The following is a 16,856-nucleotide window of genomic DNA, read 5'->3' on the forward strand; positions in this document are numbered from 1 at the left end:
TCACGCCGCGTCACGCCCTTCGGCGAAGGTCCGGCGCGTCAGCCGCGGGCAGAGGAAGGCCTGACCGAGGCCGCGCACGCCGAGGAAGACGAGGAGCGCGATCCACAGGCCCGTGTTGCCGAGCGTGCCCGTGGCGAGGATCATGCCGCCATAGACCGCGAGGGCGAGGAGCATGAGGTCGCGCATCGCCTTGGTCCACGTGGCGCCGGTATAGATCCCGTCGAAGGCGAAGGCGGCGGCGCCGACCAGGGGCGTCAGCGCCGCATAGGCGAGGTAGTCGCGCGCATAGGCGCGCACCTCCGGGCTCGTGGTGACGAAGTCGATGAACGGGCCGCCCGCCGCGAGGAAGATCGCCGAGACCGCGAGGCCGAACCCGAAGCTCCAGCCGAGGCTTAAGGTGACGGCGCGGCCGAAGCCGCGCTCGTCGCGGGCCCCGATGCTCTGCCCGCACAGGGTCTCGGCGGCGGTGGCGAACCCGTCGAGGAAATAGCCGCCGATCAGGAACATGTTGTAGAGCACCGCATTCGCGGCGAGTGTCACGTCCCCCGCGCGGGCGCCCATGGCGCTGAAGATGCCGAAGGCCAGCATGAGCGCGATGTTGCGGATCATGATGTCCCTGTTCATGCTCAGGGTCTGCATCATGGCCGCGCGGTCGAGGGTCTCGCGCCAGGCGACCGAGAAGGGGTTCGAGCCGAGCCGCCGGAGGACGAGGATGCCGAGCCCCACGCCGAAGACCTCCGCCGCCGCCGTGCCGATCGCCGCGCCGGCCACACCCCACCCGAAGGCGAGCACCAGGACGGAGGTGAGCAGGATGTTCGCGACGTTGATCGCAACCTGCAGGAACAGCCCGAGATCCGTGCGTCCCCGTCCGAGCGTCGAGCCGAGAATGACGTAGTTCGCCAAGGTGAACGGCGCCGCCCAGATGCGGATGTAGAAGTAGGTGGCGAGCGCGCCCTTCACCGCCTCGCTCGCCCCGGTCAGCGGAAACGCGATCGCCGCGATCGGCCATTGCAGGAGGATGAGCAGGAGCCCGGCGACGGTCGCGACGAGGAGGGCGCGGGCGAGGGCGCGGTCCACCTCGTGCCGGTCGCCGGCCCCGGTCGCCTGCGCGGTCATGCCGGCGGTGGCCATGCGCAGGGAACCGAAGCTCCAGAACAGGAAGTCGAACACCACGGCGCCCAGGGCGACGGCACCGAGGAGATGGGCCTGGCCGAGCCGCCCGATCACGGTCGCGTCCACGAGGCCGAGCAGCGGCGTCGTGACGTGAGACAGGGTCATGGGGAGCGCGAGCGCCAGGATGCGCCCGTGCGTGACGGCGATCCGCCGCGAGGAGATGGAGCCTTCCATGGGTCTGTCTCAGTGCCTGCCGAGGAGCCGCGCGATCAGCCAGAGGGGAACGACGATCGCCGCCCCGTAGGCGATCCAGCGCCCCACCTCGATCACCGTATCCAGGCTCAGGCCGAGAAGCGAGCGCAGCCAGTTGTAGAGACCCTCGATCAGGCCGAACGGCGTGATGTCGAGAAAGGCCATGAAGGCTCCCACGAGGAGGGACAGAAAGACGAGCTTGACGAGAACGGAGCCGGGCGAGCCGCCGAGTAGCCGAGTCAAGTTGGACATTGTCCCATCCTTATTCCTTTGCCGTGCTGGACCGCGGCCGGCGCCTGTGCTTCATCGCAAGGGTCGGCGACGAAGGCAACCTCATCCGGGATTGGCATGATCGACCCCACCCTTTTCGACCCCTCGGCCGTGAGCGAGGAAATCAAGGCCCAGAACGCGGAGATCGTCTCCCGCCTGTCCGCGCTGCCGGACCCGTGGTCGGTTCCCCTCGAGACGGTGCGCGAGCGGCGCCGTCAGGGGCTGGGTCCGTTCCCGCCGCTCCCGAAGAGCCCGCGCGCGAAGGTGATCGAGATCGAAGGGCCTGCGGGCCCCCTGCCGCTGCGCATGATCGTGCCGGACGCCCCGAAAGGGGTTTACCTCCACATCCACGGCGGCGGATGGACCTGGGGAACCGCGGACGAGCAGGATCCCTACCTCGAACGCATGGCCGACAGATGCGGCCTCGCGGTGGTCTCCGTGGAATACCGCCTCGCGCCGGAGAACCCCTATCCCGCCGCCCATGACGACTGCGAGGCCGCGGCGCTGTGGCTCGTCCGCGAGGCCAGGGCCCGCTTCGGAACGGAGCGCCTCTTCATCGGAGGCGAGTCGGCCGGGGCGCACCTGTCCGCCGCGACGCTCCTGCGCCTGCGCGACCGGCACGGGCTGACCCCCTTCAGGGGCGCCAACCTCTTCGCCGGCTGCTACGACCTGAGCCTGACCCCGAGCGTGCTGAACTGGGGCGCCGAAAAGCTCGTGCTCAACACCCGCGACGTCAGGATCTTCGCCGACAACCTGTGCGGCCCGCACGCGGACCGGCGCGATCCGGACATCTCGCCCCTCTATGCCGACCTCAAGGGCATGCCGCCCGCCCTGTTCTCGGTCGGCACGCGGGACCTTCTCCTCGACGACACCCTGTTCATGGCGGCCCGGTGGGCGTCCTTCTCCAACCGCACCGACCTCGCCGTCTGGCCCGGCGGCTGCCATGTGTTCATCCGCTACGAGAGCGCAATGACGGAGCAGGCCCTCGCCCGCATCGACGCCTTCGTGAACGGGCTCTGACCGGGACGGCGCGAAGCCACGCCGCCGATTCGGGACATCGGACGGCGGAACGGTTCAATCGGCGCTGGCGGGAGAGGGGCGCTGCGTCACGCCGATCTTGGAGGCCGCGATCACCGCCTGGGTGCGGCTGTCGACGCCCAGCTTGTCGAGGATCGCCGACACGTGGGCCTTCACGGTCGCTTCCGAAACCGAGAGCTCATAGGCGATCTGCTTGTTGAGGAGCCCTTCGGACAGCATCGTCAGCACCCGCACCTGCTGCGGGGTGAGGGTGGCGAGCCGCCGCACCAGATCGGCGGTTTCCTTGTCCTCGGCGGCGGAGAGGTCCACGTCCGGGGGCGTCCAGACGTCGCCCGCGAGGACGGCGCCGATGGCGCCGCCGATGCTGTCGGTGTCGATGGATTTCGGAATGAAGCCGGAGGCGCCGAATTCCAGGGCCCGGCGGATGACCGTCGGCTCCTCCGTGGCCGAGACGATCACCACGGGAAGTTCCGGATGCTGGGCCCTGAGGGACAGGAGGCCGGAAAAGCCCTGGACGCCCGGCATGGTCAGGTCCAGCAGGATCAGGTCGATGTCCCGCTCGTGGCCGAGCGCGGCGTTCAGCTCGTCCATGCCGTTCGCCTCGATGACGCGCGCCTTCGGCATGACGGAACCGATCGCCTGACGCAGCGCGCCGCGGAAGAGCGGGTGGTCGTCGGCGATGATGATCGTGGTATTCTGACCCTGCACTCTGTCTCCTCCCACGCAACCCTTCGAGCCTTATCCGCTTCCCGCCCGGCCTGGCAAGGCGGAGCCTGACGAGGCCCGTTCGCCATTCTAGCCGAATTCCCGCGCCATGGAGGCGGAAAACGAGAGGCGGCGCCCTTCCTCCTCAGGCTCCGATCAGATGGAACAGGATGTCCCGGCGGTGGGGCCGGTCGCGGTGCTCGACGAGGAACAGCCCCTGCCAGGTTCCGAGCGCCATCTGCCCCTCCGTCACGGGAATGGTCACGCTGGAGCCGCTGAGCATGGTCCTGATATGGGCGGGCATGTCGTCGGGCCCTTCGGTCGCATGGACATAGGCGGCCTCGCGCGGGGCCAGGCGGTTCAGAGCCGCAAGCAGGTCGCGGCGCACGTCCGGGTCGGCGTTCTCCTGGATCAGGAGCGAGGCCGAGGTGTGCCGGCAGAAGACCGTCAGGATCCCGTGCAGGATTCCGGTGCCGAAGACCCACCGGGCCGCGGGCTCCGTCAGCTCGGTGAAGCCCTGCCCGGCAGTCTCGACGACGAGGCGTCCCAGGGCCTGCTGCGTCACGCTGCCTTCCGTGAGGGTTTCCACCGTCGGCGCTGTCATGGTCATGGCTCCCGGTCCTCCGCTTCCTGTCCGGCGAGCATACGCCCCTTGAGCGGATGAATCTCCTTTTCGCCCCGCTCCAGGATCCGTTCCAGGGTCTCGATGCGGTCCGCCTCCGCCGCGGGCTTGTCCCAGCGGATGCGGTTGATGCGGGGAAACCGCATGGCGAGGCCGGACTTGTGCCGGGTCGAGCGCTGCAGCCCCTCGAACGCGACTTCCAGCACCAGGCCCCGGTCCTTGCCGTACTCGACCTCGCGCACGGGGCCGAAGCGGTTGACCGTGTGGTTGCGGACGTAGCGGTCGAGCTTGATGAGCTCCTCGTCCGTGAAGCCGTGATAGGCCTTGCCGACGGGCACCAGCTCCTCGCCGTCCGGCCCGTCGCGCCAGACGCCGAAGGTGTAGTCCGAGTAGTAGGACGAACGCTTCCCGTGCCCGCGCTGGCCGTACATCATGACCGCGTCGACCAGATAGGGGTCGCGCTTCCACTTGTACCAGTAGCCCTTGGGCCGGCCGGGCAGGTAGGGGCTGTCCGCCCGCTTCACCATGCAGCCCTCGATGGCGTCCGCGTCGGGGCCGGCGCCCACCGAGGCCGGATCGGACCTCGCCGCGGCGAGCGCCTCCCAGGAGGCGAATTCCACAAGGGGAGACAGGTCGATGCGCGGGTCGCCCAGGCGGGCGACGAGGGCTTCGAGGCGCCGGCGGCGCTCCGTGAAGGGCAGGTGGCGCAGGTCCTCGTCTCCCTCGGTGAGGATGTCGTAGACCCGCAGGTGGGCCGGGAACTCGGCCATCAGCCTGGGCGTCACGGCCTTCCGGTTGAGGCGCTGCTGGAGCACGTTGAAGCTCTGCACGCGCCCCTCCCTGACGATCAGCAGCTCCCCGTCGATGGCCCCCTCGAAGGCGAGGGCCTCGACGAGATCGGGAAAGGCGGCCGACACGTCCTCGCCGGTGCGCGAATAGATGCGCCGGACGGGCCTGCCGTCGCCCGCGCGGCCGGAAACGGCCTGGAGGCGGATGCCGTCCCACTTCCATTCGGCCAGGAACTCGGCCGGGTCGAGCTTCGCCATGTCCTCCTCCTCCAGCGGATGGGAGAGCATCGGCGGGCGGAACGGCGCGGGATTGCTGCTCTCCGGCTTCGCGGCGCGTCCTTCGACCCAGGCGAACAGGTCCTCGTAGGGCGGCTCCAGGCCATGCCAGATCAGCTCCACCTCGTCCGCCTCGACGCCGCCGAGCTGGGCCACGGCGGTCTTGGCGAGCCGGGCGGACACGCCGACCCGCAGCTCCCGGGTGATGAGCTTGATGAGCGCCCAGCGCCCGGTCTCGTCGAGGGCGTCCAACCATCCCGCGACCCGGGCCGGGAGGTCGCTCTTGCCCGTCGTCGCGAGCGCCTCGACGACCTCGGAGATGGTCGGGACGTGAAGGGGCGGGTCGTTGTGGCCGGGGCCCGGCGCCGCAATCTCTCTCTCCCGCAAGGGGGAGGGGAGGTGGCCCGGGGCAGGCCAGATGAGGGCTGCGGTCTCCGCCAGATCGCCGACATAGTGATAGGACATGCGGAACAGGACGGGATCAGTGCGTTCCTCCACCAGGCCGCGGATCAGGCCGGGCTTGGCCTCCTTGAACATCAGCGAGTTGGTGAGCGCCGCGAGCGCGTAGCCCCGGTCGGGGTCGGGCGTGTGGCTGAAATAGTCCACGAGGAGCCGCAGATTGGCATTGCGGCGCGGCTCGTAGGCGAGCCGGTCGAGGAGGGCGGCGAAGCGGTTCATGCGGCGCTCCCGCCGGCGTCCCGCGCGGGTGCGGGCGAGGCCTCGTCCGCCTCGCCCTCGTCGCCGTATCCCAGCATGTGGAGGGGGCGGGCCGCGATCCCTCGCGTCGTGCACCAATGGACGAGGGCGTCTTCCTGCCCGTGCGTCACCCAGACCTCTCCCGCGCCGGTCTCGAGGATCGTGCGGCAGAGGTCGTCCCAGTCGGAATGGTCGGAGACGACGAGGGGCAGCTCGACGCCCTTCTGGCGTGCCCGCGCCCGCACGCGCATCCAGCCGGAGGCGAAGCAGATGACGGGATCCGGGAACCGCCGCGACCACAGGTCCTGGATCGAGGAGGGCGGGCAGAGCACGATGGCGCCCGCCAGCTTCGCGCGCTCGGACGCGGCCACCTTCGGCGTCTCGCCGAGGGGGATCCCCTCGCTCTTGTAGAGCTCGGTCAGGCGCTCGAGGGCGCCGTGCAGGTAGATCGGCCCGTCGAAACCCTCCTCCCGCAGGAGAGCCATGACCCGCTGCGCCTTGCCGAGCGCGTAGGCGCCGACGATGTGGGTCCGCTCGGGGAACAGCCGGGTGGAATCGAGCAGCTTGCGCACCTCGCCCCTGGCGTCGGGGTGGCGGAAGACCGGCAGGCCGAAGGTGGCCTCGGTGATGAAGACGTCGCAGGGCACGACCTCGTAGGGCAGGCAGGTCGGGTCCTCGTCGCGCTTGTAGTCGCCCGAGACCACGATGCGGGTGCCGCCCGCCTCGATGGCGATCTGGGCCGAGCCGAGCACGTGGCCCGCGGGCGTGAAGCGCACGGTCGCGTCGCCGATGCGGATGCTCTCGCCCAGCGGGGCTTCCTGCGTCGCGCCGGCGAAGTCGCCGCCGTAGCGCACGTCCATGATCCGCAGGGTCTCGCGGGTGGCGAGGACCGCCCGGTGGCCCGAGCGGGCGTGGTCCGAATGGCCGTGGGTGATCAGCGCCCGCTTCACCGGCCGGACCGGATCGATGTGGAAATCGCCGAGGGGGCAGTAAAGCCCCTGCGGGGTCTGGGTCAGGATATCGGTGGAACGCAGCGCCATGATCCTGGGAATATAGGCGACGCGGACCGATTTTCAGCGCGGGATCGCCGCTCCGGCCCCGATTGACAGCGCTCCCGCTCTCGCGCATGGCAGAGGCGATCCCATCCGTCTCTGCCCTCCATGTCGCCCGCTTCGACCTATCGCTCCTCCGGCGATCTCCTGGCCGACCGCCGGTACGAATATGCCCGCAGCGCCTTCGAGGAGAACGACTTCGAGGCCGCCGCGGATCTTGCCCGTCAGGTCCTGGAACTTGCGCCGGACTTCGCCGCGGCCCGTGCCCTCCTCGGGCGGGCGGCCGCCGAACTCGGCCGCCGGGAGGAAGCCCTGGAGGAACTGGGCAGGGCGCTCGCGCTCGAACCTGACGACGCCCTCGGCGTCCGGCTCGACCTGGCGCGGCTCGGGGCCGTGCCTCCGGACGAGGCGATCACCGGCGGCTACGTGCGGGCGCTCTTCGACGATTATGCCCCGCGCTTCGAGCGGCACCTGACCCGCAGCCTCGCCTATCGCGGCCCCGAGCTTCTCGCCGATGCGATCAGGCGCGCCTGCTCCAGGCGGCTTCGCTCGGACCGCTTCGGCCTTGCCCTCGACCTCGGCTGCGGCACGGGGCTCATGGGGAAGGTCCTGGCGGACCGCTGCCACCGCATCGAGGGAGTCGATCTTTCGCCCCGGATGCTCGACAAGGCGCGCGAGCTGAAGCTCTACGACGCCCTGCACGAACAGGAGCTCGTCGCCTTCCTGTCGGGCCGGCCGGCCGGCGAGGCCGACCTCGCGGCCGCCGCCGACGTGTTCGTCTACATGGCGAGCCTCGAGGCCGCCTTCCGCGAGGTCGCCCGCGTCCTCAGGCCGGGGGGCCTGTTTGCCTATACGGTGCAGGCCCACGAGGGCCCCGGCTATGCCCTCGGCGAGGATGCCCGCTATGCCCACGGGGAGGCCTACCTGCGGGACGAGGCCGCCGCGAGCGGCCTGACGGTCGTCCTGTTCGAGCGGGTCTCGACCCGGCAGGACCGGGGACGGCCGGTCCCCGGCTTCCTTGTCGTTCTGGAACGCTGAGGGCTCACGCCGCTGCGGGCGTCGACGGGTGCGGCGCGGACTCGTAGCAGCCGAGCACCGACTGGTCGAAGTCGATGATGGAGCCGGTCATGAGGCCGGATTCCCGGCTCGCCAGGAAGGCGGCGGCACGGGCGACCTCGGCGGGGTCGAGGAGACGGCCGAAGGGCTGCGACTTGGCCGCCTGCTCCAGCCAGCCATCCTGCGCGCCGTGATAGGTGCGCATGATCCGGTCCTCGCCGGGCGTGTTCATCCAGCCGATGTTGAGCCCGTTCACCCGGATGCGCCACGGCATCAGGCTGAAGGCGACGTTCTTGGTAAGTGTCGCCAGCGCCCCCTTGGAGCCGCAATAGGCGCTGATGAAGGGCTGTCCGCCATGGGCGGACATGGAGAGGATGTTGACCATCGCGCCCTCGATCCTCTCCCGCCGCATGATCCTGGCGGCCTCCTGCATCAGGAAGAACGGCGCCCGTACGTTCACGGCGAACATGCGGTCGAAGAGTTCCGGCGTGGTGTCGAAGATCGTGCCGCGGTCCGTCATGCCGGCCGCGTTCACGAGCACGTCCACCCGGCCGAAGGTCGCGTCCGCCCGCGCGGCGACCGCCCGGGCCTGCTCCACGTCCGCGAGATCGGCCTGGACGAATTCCGTCCGGCATCCCTGCGCCGAAAGGTCCTTCGCCACGGCCTCGCCCCTTCCGGCATTACGGCCGCAGATCACGAGACCGGCGGCCCCGCGCTCGGCAAGGGTGCGGGCGATGGTTTCCCCCAGTCCCTGGGTGCCTCCGGTGACGATGGCGACGGCGTTCGAGAATTGAGCTGGCTGCGGCATGACGTTGTCGTTTGTCGTTGTGAGGGTCGGGCGGACAAGGTGAACCGGCTAAGGAACCGGGGCAAGCCACCCCGAGGCCACGATCCACACCGGACACGGAGAAACGGCGCCATGGCGGTTTTGCCCGGGACGCCTATCTTGGACCTCGATGGCGAAACCTTCCGCGACGATTCTCCCCAAGGTCTTCCGTGACTGGTTCCGTGCCCGCGGCTGGAAACCGCGGGAGCACCAGCTCGAGCTCGTCGCCAAGGCGCGGGAGGGGCGTTCCGTCCTCCTCGTGGCGCCCACGGGCGCGGGCAAGACCCTGGCCGGGTTCCTGCCGAGCCTCGTGGAGCTTGCAGAACAGGCGGAGCTTCGGAAGGGGAGGCGGGAGGCGGCGCTCCACACCCTCTACGTCTCGCCCCTCAAGGCGCTCGCCACGGACGTCGCCCGCAACCTCGAGACGCCGGTCCGGGAGATGGGGCTTCCCATCCGCATCGAGACCCGCACGGGGGACACGCCCGCCCACAAGCGCGCGCGGCAGATCGAGCGGCCGCCGGACGTCCTGCTCACCACCCCGGAGCAGCTCGCCCTTCTCCTTGCGCACCGGGAGGCGCGGGAGCTGTTCAAGGATCTGCGCCGCGTGGTGCTCGACGAGCTGCATTCCCTCGTCACGTCGAAGCGCGGGGACCTCCTTTCCCTCGATCTCGCGCGCCTGTTCTCCATCGCTCCCGGGATGACGACGGTCGGGCTGTCCGCGACGGTGCGGGAGCCGGACGACCTGCGGAGATATCTTGTGCCGCAAGGGAAGGATGCGGCTCTCGCCGACCTCGTCGTGGTGAAGGGCGGGGCGCGGCCCGACATCCGCATGATCGAGCTCGACGAGCGCCTGCCCCTGGCCGGGCATACGGCGGCGCTCTCGATGCCCGCCATCTACGACCTGATCCGCCGGCACAGGACGACGCTCGTCTTCGTGAACACGCGCATGCAGGCGGAATACACCTTCCAGGAACTCTGGAACCTGAACGAGGACGGGCTGGCGATCGCGCTCCATCACGGCTCCCTCGACGTGTCGCAGCGCCGCCGGGTGGAGGAGGCGATGGTCGCCGGCAGGCTGCGGGCCGTGGTCTGCACGGCGACCCTCGACCTCGGCATCGACTGGGGTGACGTGGATCTCGTGGTGAACGTGGGCGCGCCGAAAGGGGCCTCGCGCATCATGCAGCGCATCGGGCGCTCCAACCACCGCATGGACGAGCCTTCCAAGGCCTATCTGGTGCCCGCGAACCGCTTCGAGATCCTGGAATGCCGCGCCGCGCTCGATGCCGTGCACGAGGCGGCGCAGGACACGCCCGACGCGCGCACCGGCGCCCTCGACGTGCTGTGCCAGCACATCCTCGGGGTCGCCTGTGCGGAGCCCTTCCGGATGGAGGAGCTCTACGAGGAGGTCCGTTCGGCGGCGCCCTACGCCTCGCTCTCCTGGGAGGATTTCGAGGCCTGCGTCGCCTTCGTCGCGACGGGCGGCTATGCGCTGCGCGCCTACGAGCGCTTCGCCAAGATCGTGAAGGGCAAGGACGGCCTGTGGCGCGTTCGGGACGCCCGCGTCGCGCAGCAGTACCGGATGAACGTCGGCACCATCGTCGAGGCGACCATGATCAAGGTGCGGCTCGGCAGGGCGAGCCGCGCGCGGCCCGGGACCGTGCTGCCGCTGGGCAAGGTGCTCGGCGAGATCGAGGAGTACTTCGCCGAGACGCTGACACCCGGCGACACCTTCCTGTTCGCGGGGGAGGTGCTGCGCTTCGAGGGGCTTTCGGAGGACGCCGTTCTCGTCACCCGGGCGAGCCGGGGCACGGATCCCAAGATCCCGTCCTACGAGGGCGGCAAGTTTCCTCTCTCCACCTTTCTCGCGACGCGGGTCCGCGAGATCCTGGCCGATCCTTTCGAATGGGACAGGCTGCCGCCTCAGCTCACCGAATATCTCCTGCAGCAGCGCCGCCGGTCCATCGTGCCCGGACCGCGGGACCTCCTCGTGGAGACCTTCCCGCGGGGAGGCCGGTTCTACATGACCTGCTTCCCCTTCGAGGGACGGCTCGCGCACCAGACCCTCGGCATGCTCCTCACCCGGCGTCTCGAACGAGCGGGGCTGAAGCCCCTCGGCTTCGTCGCCAACGATTACGGCCTCGCGGTCTGGGGCAACGGCGACATCGCCGCCCGTGCCCTTCGGGAGTCCGGATTCCTCGACGCGCTCTTCTCCGAGGACATGCTCGGCGACGACCTGGAGGACTGGCTCGCCGAGGCGGCGCTCATGAAGCGCACCTTCCGCCATTGCGCGGTGATCGCCGGCCTCATCGAGCGCCGCTTCCCGGGCCAGGAGAAGACCCAGCGGCAGGTGACGATCTCCACCGACCTCGTCTACGACGTGCTGCGCAAGCACGAGCCCGGCCACGTGCTGCTGCGCGCGGCCCGGGCCGATGCGGCAACGGGACTCCTCGACGTGAGGCGCCTCGGCATGATGCTTTCGCGCATCCGGGGGCGAATCATCCACAAGCCGCTCGACCGGGTTTCTCCCTTGAGCGTCTCCGTCATGCTGGAGATCGGCCGCGAGCGCGTCTACAGCGACGATGCGGACGAGATTCTGGCCGAGGCGGAAGCGGCGCTTCTCGACGAGGCTTTGGCGTGACGGCACTGCTCAGGAACAAACGGACGACGACCGAGATCGGGCTGAGCGGATGGGCGGCGGTCCTGGATCTGACCGGGGCCCTCTACCTGCCGGACGCGGACGCGCTCCTCGTGGCCGACCTCCACTTCGAGAAGGGGTCCTCCTTCGCCCGGCGCGGCATGATGCTGCCGCCCTACGACACCCGCGAGACCCTCTCTGCCCTGAAGGAGGCCGTTCTCCGCTTCGACCCCCGGGTCGTCGTGGCGCTCGGGGACAGCTTCCACGACGTCGGGGGACCCGACCGGCTCGGCGAGGAGGAGCGCGCCGCCCTCGGCGAGGTCCGGAGCGGGCGGGACTGGATCTGGGTGACGGGGAACCACGACCGCACGCTTCCCCCGAGCATCGGCGGCGAGGTCGCGCCGGAGCTGGCGATGGGACCGCTCGTCCTGCGGCACGAGCCCCTTGCGGGGGAGGAGGCGGAGGTCGCGGGACATCTGCATCCGGTCGGGAAGGTCGTGATGCGCGGACGCGCGACGCGCCGGCGCTGCTTCGTGACCGACGGGAAGCGCTGCGTCATGCCGGCGCTTGGGGCCTATGCGGGCGGGCTGAATGCGTGCGATGCGGCGTTCAGGTCCCTTTTCCCGAACGGCTTCACCGCGCATCTCATCGGGACGGAGCGGATCTTCGCCATCGCCCGCGCGATGCTCTGCCGCGACTGAAACCCTCTTCAGTCGCGCCGGAACACGGCGTTCGCCGTCCAGCCGAAGAACAGGGCGAGAAGCGCGGTGCCGAATCCGTAGAAGAGGCTCCAGTCGCGGGCGACCTCGCCGACCTGCTGCTCGAACCCGGTCTTGACCAGCTCGAAATGGGTCACCGTCCTGGCCAGGATCACGGTGTCGGCGAGCAGGGCCACCTCCACGTCGTAGTTGCCGGGCGGCGCGGTGGCCGGCAGGGGAATGCTCGCATTGAAGATGCTCGGCGTGAGAAAGGTCACCCCGCGTTCGTTCTCCCGGTAGAGCCCCTCCCTGCTCTTGATCCGCAAGAGCGCCTCCCGGAAGAGCTCGTCGATGCCGCCGCGGTCGTTGGTGAAGTCCGGGGCGTGAACGATGGCCCTGAGCCCGATCTTCTGGCGCCTGCGCAACGGCTCGGTCGTGATCTCGGCGATGGGACGCGAGGTCAGCACCGTCAGATAGGCCGGGGCGGTTGGAAACTTCTGCTGGTCCTGGTTGAGCCAGAAGGGACCGAACCGCTCCTTCTCGCGGACCACGAGGAACTGCTGCGGGCCCCGGATCGTCACCACCGCGTCGTATCCCGACGCGCGCGAGACGGTCTGCGCATCCCGCTCGATGGCCCCGAAGACGGCGATCGAGGTGCCCGTGTAGTTGGAATTGATCAGAACCCGATGGTTGGAGAGGGAGGTGACCAGGTTCTCCGCCAGGGCGGGCGAGGCGCCGGCGAGAAGCATGGGCAGCAGGAGCGCGGCGATCGTCCTCATGAGCGCTGCTCCTGCACGGTGATCGAGAAGGGCTCCTCGGGCTTTATCATGAGCTCGAGCGCGAAGCGCAGGCCGACCGCGAGAAGGAGGATGGCGAGCAGGAAGCGGAACAGCTCGGCGCGCAGGTTGCGCCCCGCCCGGGCGCCGAACTGCGCCCCGAAGACGCCGCCGAGGATCAGCAGGATCGCCAGGACGATGTCCACCGCTTGGTTGGCGACCGCATGGAGGACGAGGGCCACCAGGGTGGTGCAGACGATCTGGAACTGCGAGGTGCCGACCACGACCCCCGTCGGCACGCGGAAGACGTAAAGAAGCGCGGGCACCACGATGAAGCCGCCGCCGATGCCCAGGAGCGCGCCCGCGAAGCCGACGAACAGGGCGAGCCCGATGATGGGGATGACGCTGGCATAGAGCTTCGACCGGTAGAAGCGCATGCGCAGCGGCCATCCGAGGAAGGGCGGGTGCTTGCCGCCGTTGCGCCGCGGCTTGGGAGCCATGCCCTTGCGCTTGAGCCAGAACTCCCGGACGCTCTCCTTCATCATCAGGCTGCCGACGACCGTGAAGAGGGTCACGTAGGAAACCACGATGACGAGGTCGAGCTGGCCCGCCCGCCGCGCCGCGGCGAAGAACCAGACGCCGAGCGCCGAACCGACGAAGCCCCCGAGCACCAGGATACCGCCGAGCCTGAAGTCCAGGGCTCCGCGCCTCAGCGCGCCGAGAACGCTCGTGGTGGAGGAGGCGACGATCTGTGCCGATTGCGTCGCCACCGCCACCGCGGGAGGAATGCCGAGAAAGATGAGCAGCGGGGTCATCAGGAACCCGCCGCCGATGCCGAACAGGCCCGAGATGAAGCCGACCGCCGCGCCCAACCCGAGGATCAGGAGAACGCTCACAGGCATTTCGGCGATAGGCAAATATATTTGCACCCCGGTCCCCCTATGGCCGGTGCAGCCACGTTCCGGTCGTCGTCGTTCGGTCGACTTTAGACGCTGCCCCGTGAATGAAAACTGACAGAGGCAATCCGCGTCAGCTCCTCCCGTCCGGTGCCGGCGCGACGGCGGCGGTACGCTCCGCCGTCCGCGGCGGAACGTCGTTGGCAAGGGGATCGGACGGTCTCGGGCGCCAGGCTTCCACGGCCGCCCTCGCGGCGGCCAATTCCTCGGGGGAAAGGCGGGCGGCGACCTCGTCGCGCTTCCGGGCCGCCTCGGCGTCGCCCTGCGCGGCGGCGAGCGCGAACCAGCGGAAGGCCTGGGCCGGGTCCTTGCGGGTCCCCGCGCCGCTGGCGTGGAGGACGCCCAGGTTGAACTGGCTGTCCCTGATGCCGGCTTCGGCGGCCTCGCGGTACCAGCGCAGGGCGGCGGCATAATCGGCCCTGCCCAGGGCGCCGGCGGCGAGCAGGGTCGCGAGGTTGTGCATGGAGCGCAGGTTGCCGCCCCGGGCGGCCCGTTCGTACCAGGCGACGGCGAGCTTCGCGTCGCGCTGGGTGCCGATCCCCTTGTCGTAGAGGGCGGCCAGCCGCTCCTGGGCCGGCGCGAGCCCGGCCTGCGCCGCCCGCTCGAAGAGCCGGAAGGCCAGCGCCGGATCGCGGGGAAGGCCGCGCCCCTCGGCAGCCTTGAGCGCGATCTCGTAGACCGCCGCGGCATCGCCGGAAAGGGCCGCCTGCCGGAGGTCGGCCGGGGTCTCGGCGGGCAGGGCGCCGAGCGTGCCCGGGTCGAGGACGAACCGGGCCGACGGGACGCCTGGGGCGGAGGCCACCGTGAGGCTCGACGGCTGGAACAGGTTTTCTTCGGCGTGGGCCAGATGCGCCGGCAACGCGGCGGCGGGGGCGGCCTCGTGCACGACGGGTTCCGACGCCTTCGCCCCGCCGGGAACGGGCGCGGGAGCGGCGTCGCGGGGCGCGTTCGTCAGGATCTGCGACGTGCCCGCGGCCAGGACGAGACAGGCGAAGCCGAACAGGAGGGAGCGCCGGTGGGCGTCGAAGGTCCTGCGGAGGCGCTCGAGGAAGGAGGAGACGGGACGGTCCTCCCCGCCGGGCGCCTCGGCAGGTTCGTCGTCGGCGGACGGAGATGCTTCCGCCGCCGGGTCGTCCCGCTGCGGGTGCGGTTCGGAATCCGTCGGCGGGAGGGTCCGGGAGGCGCGGCGCGCGGCGGCGATGAAGCTCGCGCGGACCTCGTCCAGGCCGGGCTCCGCGGCAGGGGCCGCCGCATCCTGCGGGATCGTCGCCGCGATCTCCTCGATCTGGGCCATTGCCGACGCCTGCAGCCTGCGCACGGCCGCTTCGAGGCGATCCGGCGCGGGCAGGTCGGGGGCGGCTGACTCAGGCCCCCGGGACGCGGCCGGCGGTCCGGAGGACCGGGACAGGAGAGCCGCCAGGGCATCGTGAACGGCGACCAGGGTCTGCTGGGTCTTGCGCTCCGCCCGCGCCTGCAGGGCCTTCAACTCGACGAGGCTCGCCTTGATCTCGTCGATCTCGCTTCCGGACGAGAGGCCGGCCTGCGCCTTTTCCGCAGCCGCCGCGGCCGTGCGCTCGGCGATGCGGAGCGCCTCGCCCTGAAGGGACTTCATCCGGGCGGCCGCCTCGTCGAAGGCCTGCCGGCAGGCGTCGGGGATCCGGGAGAGCTCGTCGGCGCAAGCGGCGAGGCGCTCCTCCAGCCCGCTCGGGATCGGCAGATCTGCGGACGCGCCGAGCTTCTCCTCGAGCCGGTCGAAGCGTTCGAGGAGGGGGGCGTCGCGGTTTGCCGCGCCCTCGACCGCCTTCGCGACCTGGGCCGAAAGGCGGTCGAAGAGGCCGTCGAGGGTCCCGGCCTGCTCCCGGCGTTCCTCGGCCATGCGCGCCATGCGCTCCGTGAGGGCGGCGAGCTGGTCCGCGATGGAATCGAGGCGGGCGGGATCCGGTGCCGGCCTGTCCGCCAGGAGGTCGAGCCGGCGGCTCATGTCCTGGAGCTGCCGCGGCACGTCGCTCTCTTCCTGGAGGGCGACCGTGCGGTTCAGGGCGCCGCAGACCTCCTCCAGGGAGCGCTTGAGAGCCGCGAGGTCGCCGTGTCCGGCCTGCTCGGCCCGGACGTCCTCGACCTTGCGGCTCAGGGCGGCGACGGATTCGGTCAGGCGCTCGATCTGCTGCGGCTCCGCCCGGCGCGCGAGGTCCTGCCGCAGGTCGACGATCTGGCTGCTCAGGAAGTCGATGACGGAGCGATCCACGCTCGACCGGGCGAGCTCCCCGATCTTCGCCTTGAGCTCCTCGATCTCGGCGCCGATCCGCTCGCGCACGCTGTGGGCAATAGTCTCGGACAGGGTTCCCACCTTCCTGTCGAGTCCCGCCACCGAGCCGGCGAGCGTGAGGAGGTCCTTGCTGGAGGGCGCCCGCTCCAGGTCGCGGGAGAGCATGCGAAGGGCTTCGTCGAGGGTGGCGACCTCGCTTCGCGTGGCGAGGCCCTCCAGGCCCTCGCGCAGGCGCTCCATATGCCGGCGGATCTCGTCGACAGCGGCCGCCGCGGGCGCATCGAGCCGCTGCGCCAGCCGGGAGAGGTCGAGACGCAGCCCGTCGAGCGCGTCCGTGAGCGGCGTCAGCGCCCTCGCGGCCTCTTCCGCCGGGGTTGCGGCGCGGCGCTCCACGGCTTCGAGACGGCTCCTGATGAAGGAGAGGTTGCGCGAAAGGATGTCGGAAAGGTGCTCCTGACGGTCGGCGAAGGCTCTTGCGGTCTCCTCGAGACGGTCCTCGGTCTGCTCGATCCAGAGAGCCATGGCCTCCAGCGCCGCGACGTTGCGGGACGCCTGATCGGGGAGAGGGCGCTCGGCCTCTTCCGTCTCGGCCGCGGCAAGGACGGCCTCGAACGCGCCGCCGCGGTTTTCGACGGCGGGAGCCTGGCTGCCCGCACCGGACTTCTCCATCTGCGAACCGTCGGCCCCGTAGCGCTCCATGGCGGCCGCGATCCAATCCTCCAGGCTCAGGCCCGCCTGCCGCGCGGCCTTTTCCGCGGCGGCCCGGATCTGCGGGTCGAGGGCATCGAGATGTGCCGGGTCGGGTCGTTTCATGGCCGCGCTCGTGGGGCC

14 protein-coding genes are annotated in these 16,856 nt (G+C 70.4%); 4 read left to right on the forward strand and 10 right to left on the reverse strand.

Going from position 1 to position 16,856, the window contains the following annotated elements; genetic code table 11:
- Together GDR74_RS04565 and GDR74_RS04570 are read right to left on the reverse strand one after the other, a co-directional pair.
- The gene (locus GDR74_RS04565; RefSeq protein WP_152585188.1) at positions 1-1,347 is read right to left on the reverse strand and encodes an MATE family efflux transporter; all 1,347 of its coding nucleotides are present in this window, start codon (positions 1,345-1,347) and stop codon (positions 1-3) included.
- Between the two features lie 9 nt (positions 1,348-1,356).
- Positions 1,357-1,617, reverse strand: a complete 261-nt coding sequence (locus GDR74_RS04570; RefSeq protein WP_152585189.1) for a DUF6460 domain-containing protein — start codon at positions 1,615-1,617, stop codon at positions 1,357-1,359.
- 96 nt (positions 1,618-1,713) lie between these two features.
- On the opposite strand from GDR74_RS04570, the gene GDR74_RS04575 reads away from it, so the two are divergent.
- Positions 1,714-2,655, forward strand: coding sequence for an alpha/beta hydrolase (locus tag GDR74_RS04575; protein ID WP_152585190.1), 942 nt, complete (start codon positions 1,714-1,716; stop codon positions 2,653-2,655).
- 54 nt (positions 2,656-2,709) lie between these two features.
- Here the strand turns inward: GDR74_RS04575 and GDR74_RS04580 are convergent, their stop codons facing one another.
- The 4 genes from GDR74_RS04580 to GDR74_RS04595 form a co-directional block, all read right to left on the reverse strand.
- Positions 2,710-3,381, reverse strand: coding sequence for a response regulator (locus tag GDR74_RS04580; protein WP_152585191.1), 672 nt, complete (start codon positions 3,379-3,381; stop codon positions 2,710-2,712).
- A gap of 142 nt (positions 3,382-3,523) precedes the next feature.
- Positions 3,524-3,988, reverse strand: a complete 465-nt coding sequence (locus tag GDR74_RS04585; protein WP_425486946.1) for a secondary thiamine-phosphate synthase enzyme YjbQ — start codon at positions 3,986-3,988, stop codon at positions 3,524-3,526.
- Positions 3,985-5,742, reverse strand: coding sequence for a cisplatin damage response ATP-dependent DNA ligase (locus tag GDR74_RS04590; protein WP_152585192.1), 1,758 nt, complete (start codon positions 5,740-5,742; stop codon positions 3,985-3,987). Before GDR74_RS04590 ends, GDR74_RS04585 begins: the two co-directional genes overlap by 4 nt.
- Positions 5,739-6,800 (reverse strand): ligase-associated DNA damage response exonuclease, encoded by a 1,062-nt coding sequence (locus tag GDR74_RS04595; RefSeq protein ID WP_152585193.1) that lies wholly within the window; start codon positions 6,798-6,800, stop codon positions 5,739-5,741. Before GDR74_RS04595 ends, GDR74_RS04590 begins: the two co-directional genes overlap by 4 nt.
- 120 nt (positions 6,801-6,920) lie before the next feature.
- On the opposite strand from GDR74_RS04595, the gene GDR74_RS04600 reads away from it, so the two are divergent.
- Complete coding sequence (locus GDR74_RS04600) at positions 6,921-7,850, forward strand: methyltransferase domain-containing protein (protein ID WP_152585194.1); 930 nt, start codon at positions 6,921-6,923, stop codon at positions 7,848-7,850.
- A 4-nt stretch (positions 7,851-7,854) separates the two neighbouring features.
- On the opposite strand, the gene GDR74_RS04605 is transcribed toward GDR74_RS04600, so the two are convergent.
- On the reverse strand, positions 7,855-8,676 hold the full coding sequence (locus GDR74_RS04605) for an SDR family oxidoreductase (protein WP_152585195.1): 822 nt from the start codon (positions 8,674-8,676) through the stop codon (positions 7,855-7,857).
- Between the two features lie 148 nt (positions 8,677-8,824).
- Here GDR74_RS04605 and GDR74_RS04610 point away from each other — a divergent pair, with 148 nt between their 5' ends.
- Both GDR74_RS04610 and pdeM read left to right on the forward strand, forming a co-directional pair.
- Complete coding sequence (locus GDR74_RS04610) at positions 8,825-11,332, forward strand: ligase-associated DNA damage response DEXH box helicase (protein WP_152585196.1); 2,508 nt, start codon at positions 8,825-8,827, stop codon at positions 11,330-11,332.
- A complete protein-coding gene (pdeM, locus tag GDR74_RS04615) occupies positions 11,329-12,030 on the forward strand; it encodes a ligase-associated DNA damage response endonuclease PdeM (protein ID WP_152585197.1) in 702 nt (233 codons plus the stop codon). The genes GDR74_RS04610 and pdeM overlap by 4 nt, the downstream gene beginning before the upstream one ends.
- An 8-nt stretch (positions 12,031-12,038) precedes the next feature.
- Here the strand turns inward: pdeM and GDR74_RS04620 are convergent, their stop codons facing one another.
- From GDR74_RS04620 to GDR74_RS04630, 3 genes are all read right to left on the reverse strand, one after another.
- Positions 12,039-12,806: a TIGR02186 family protein gene (locus tag GDR74_RS04620; protein ID WP_152585198.1), complete on the reverse strand. Its 768-nt coding sequence runs from the start codon at positions 12,804-12,806 to the stop codon at positions 12,039-12,041.
- Positions 12,803-13,732, reverse strand: coding sequence for a sulfite exporter TauE/SafE family protein (locus GDR74_RS04625; RefSeq protein WP_152585199.1), 930 nt, complete (start codon positions 13,730-13,732; stop codon positions 12,803-12,805). The genes GDR74_RS04620 and GDR74_RS04625 overlap by 4 nt, the downstream gene beginning before the upstream one ends.
- A 100-nt stretch (positions 13,733-13,832) precedes the next feature.
- On the reverse strand, positions 13,833-16,838 hold the full coding sequence (locus tag GDR74_RS04630) for an SEL1-like repeat protein (protein ID WP_152585200.1): 3,006 nt from the start codon (positions 16,836-16,838) through the stop codon (positions 13,833-13,835).
- Positions 16,839-16,856 lie beyond the last annotated feature (18 nt).

Origin of the sequence: Microvirga thermotolerans (assembly GCF_009363855.1) — a bacterium.
Lineage (GTDB): Bacteria > Pseudomonadota > Alphaproteobacteria > Rhizobiales > Beijerinckiaceae > Microvirga > Microvirga thermotolerans.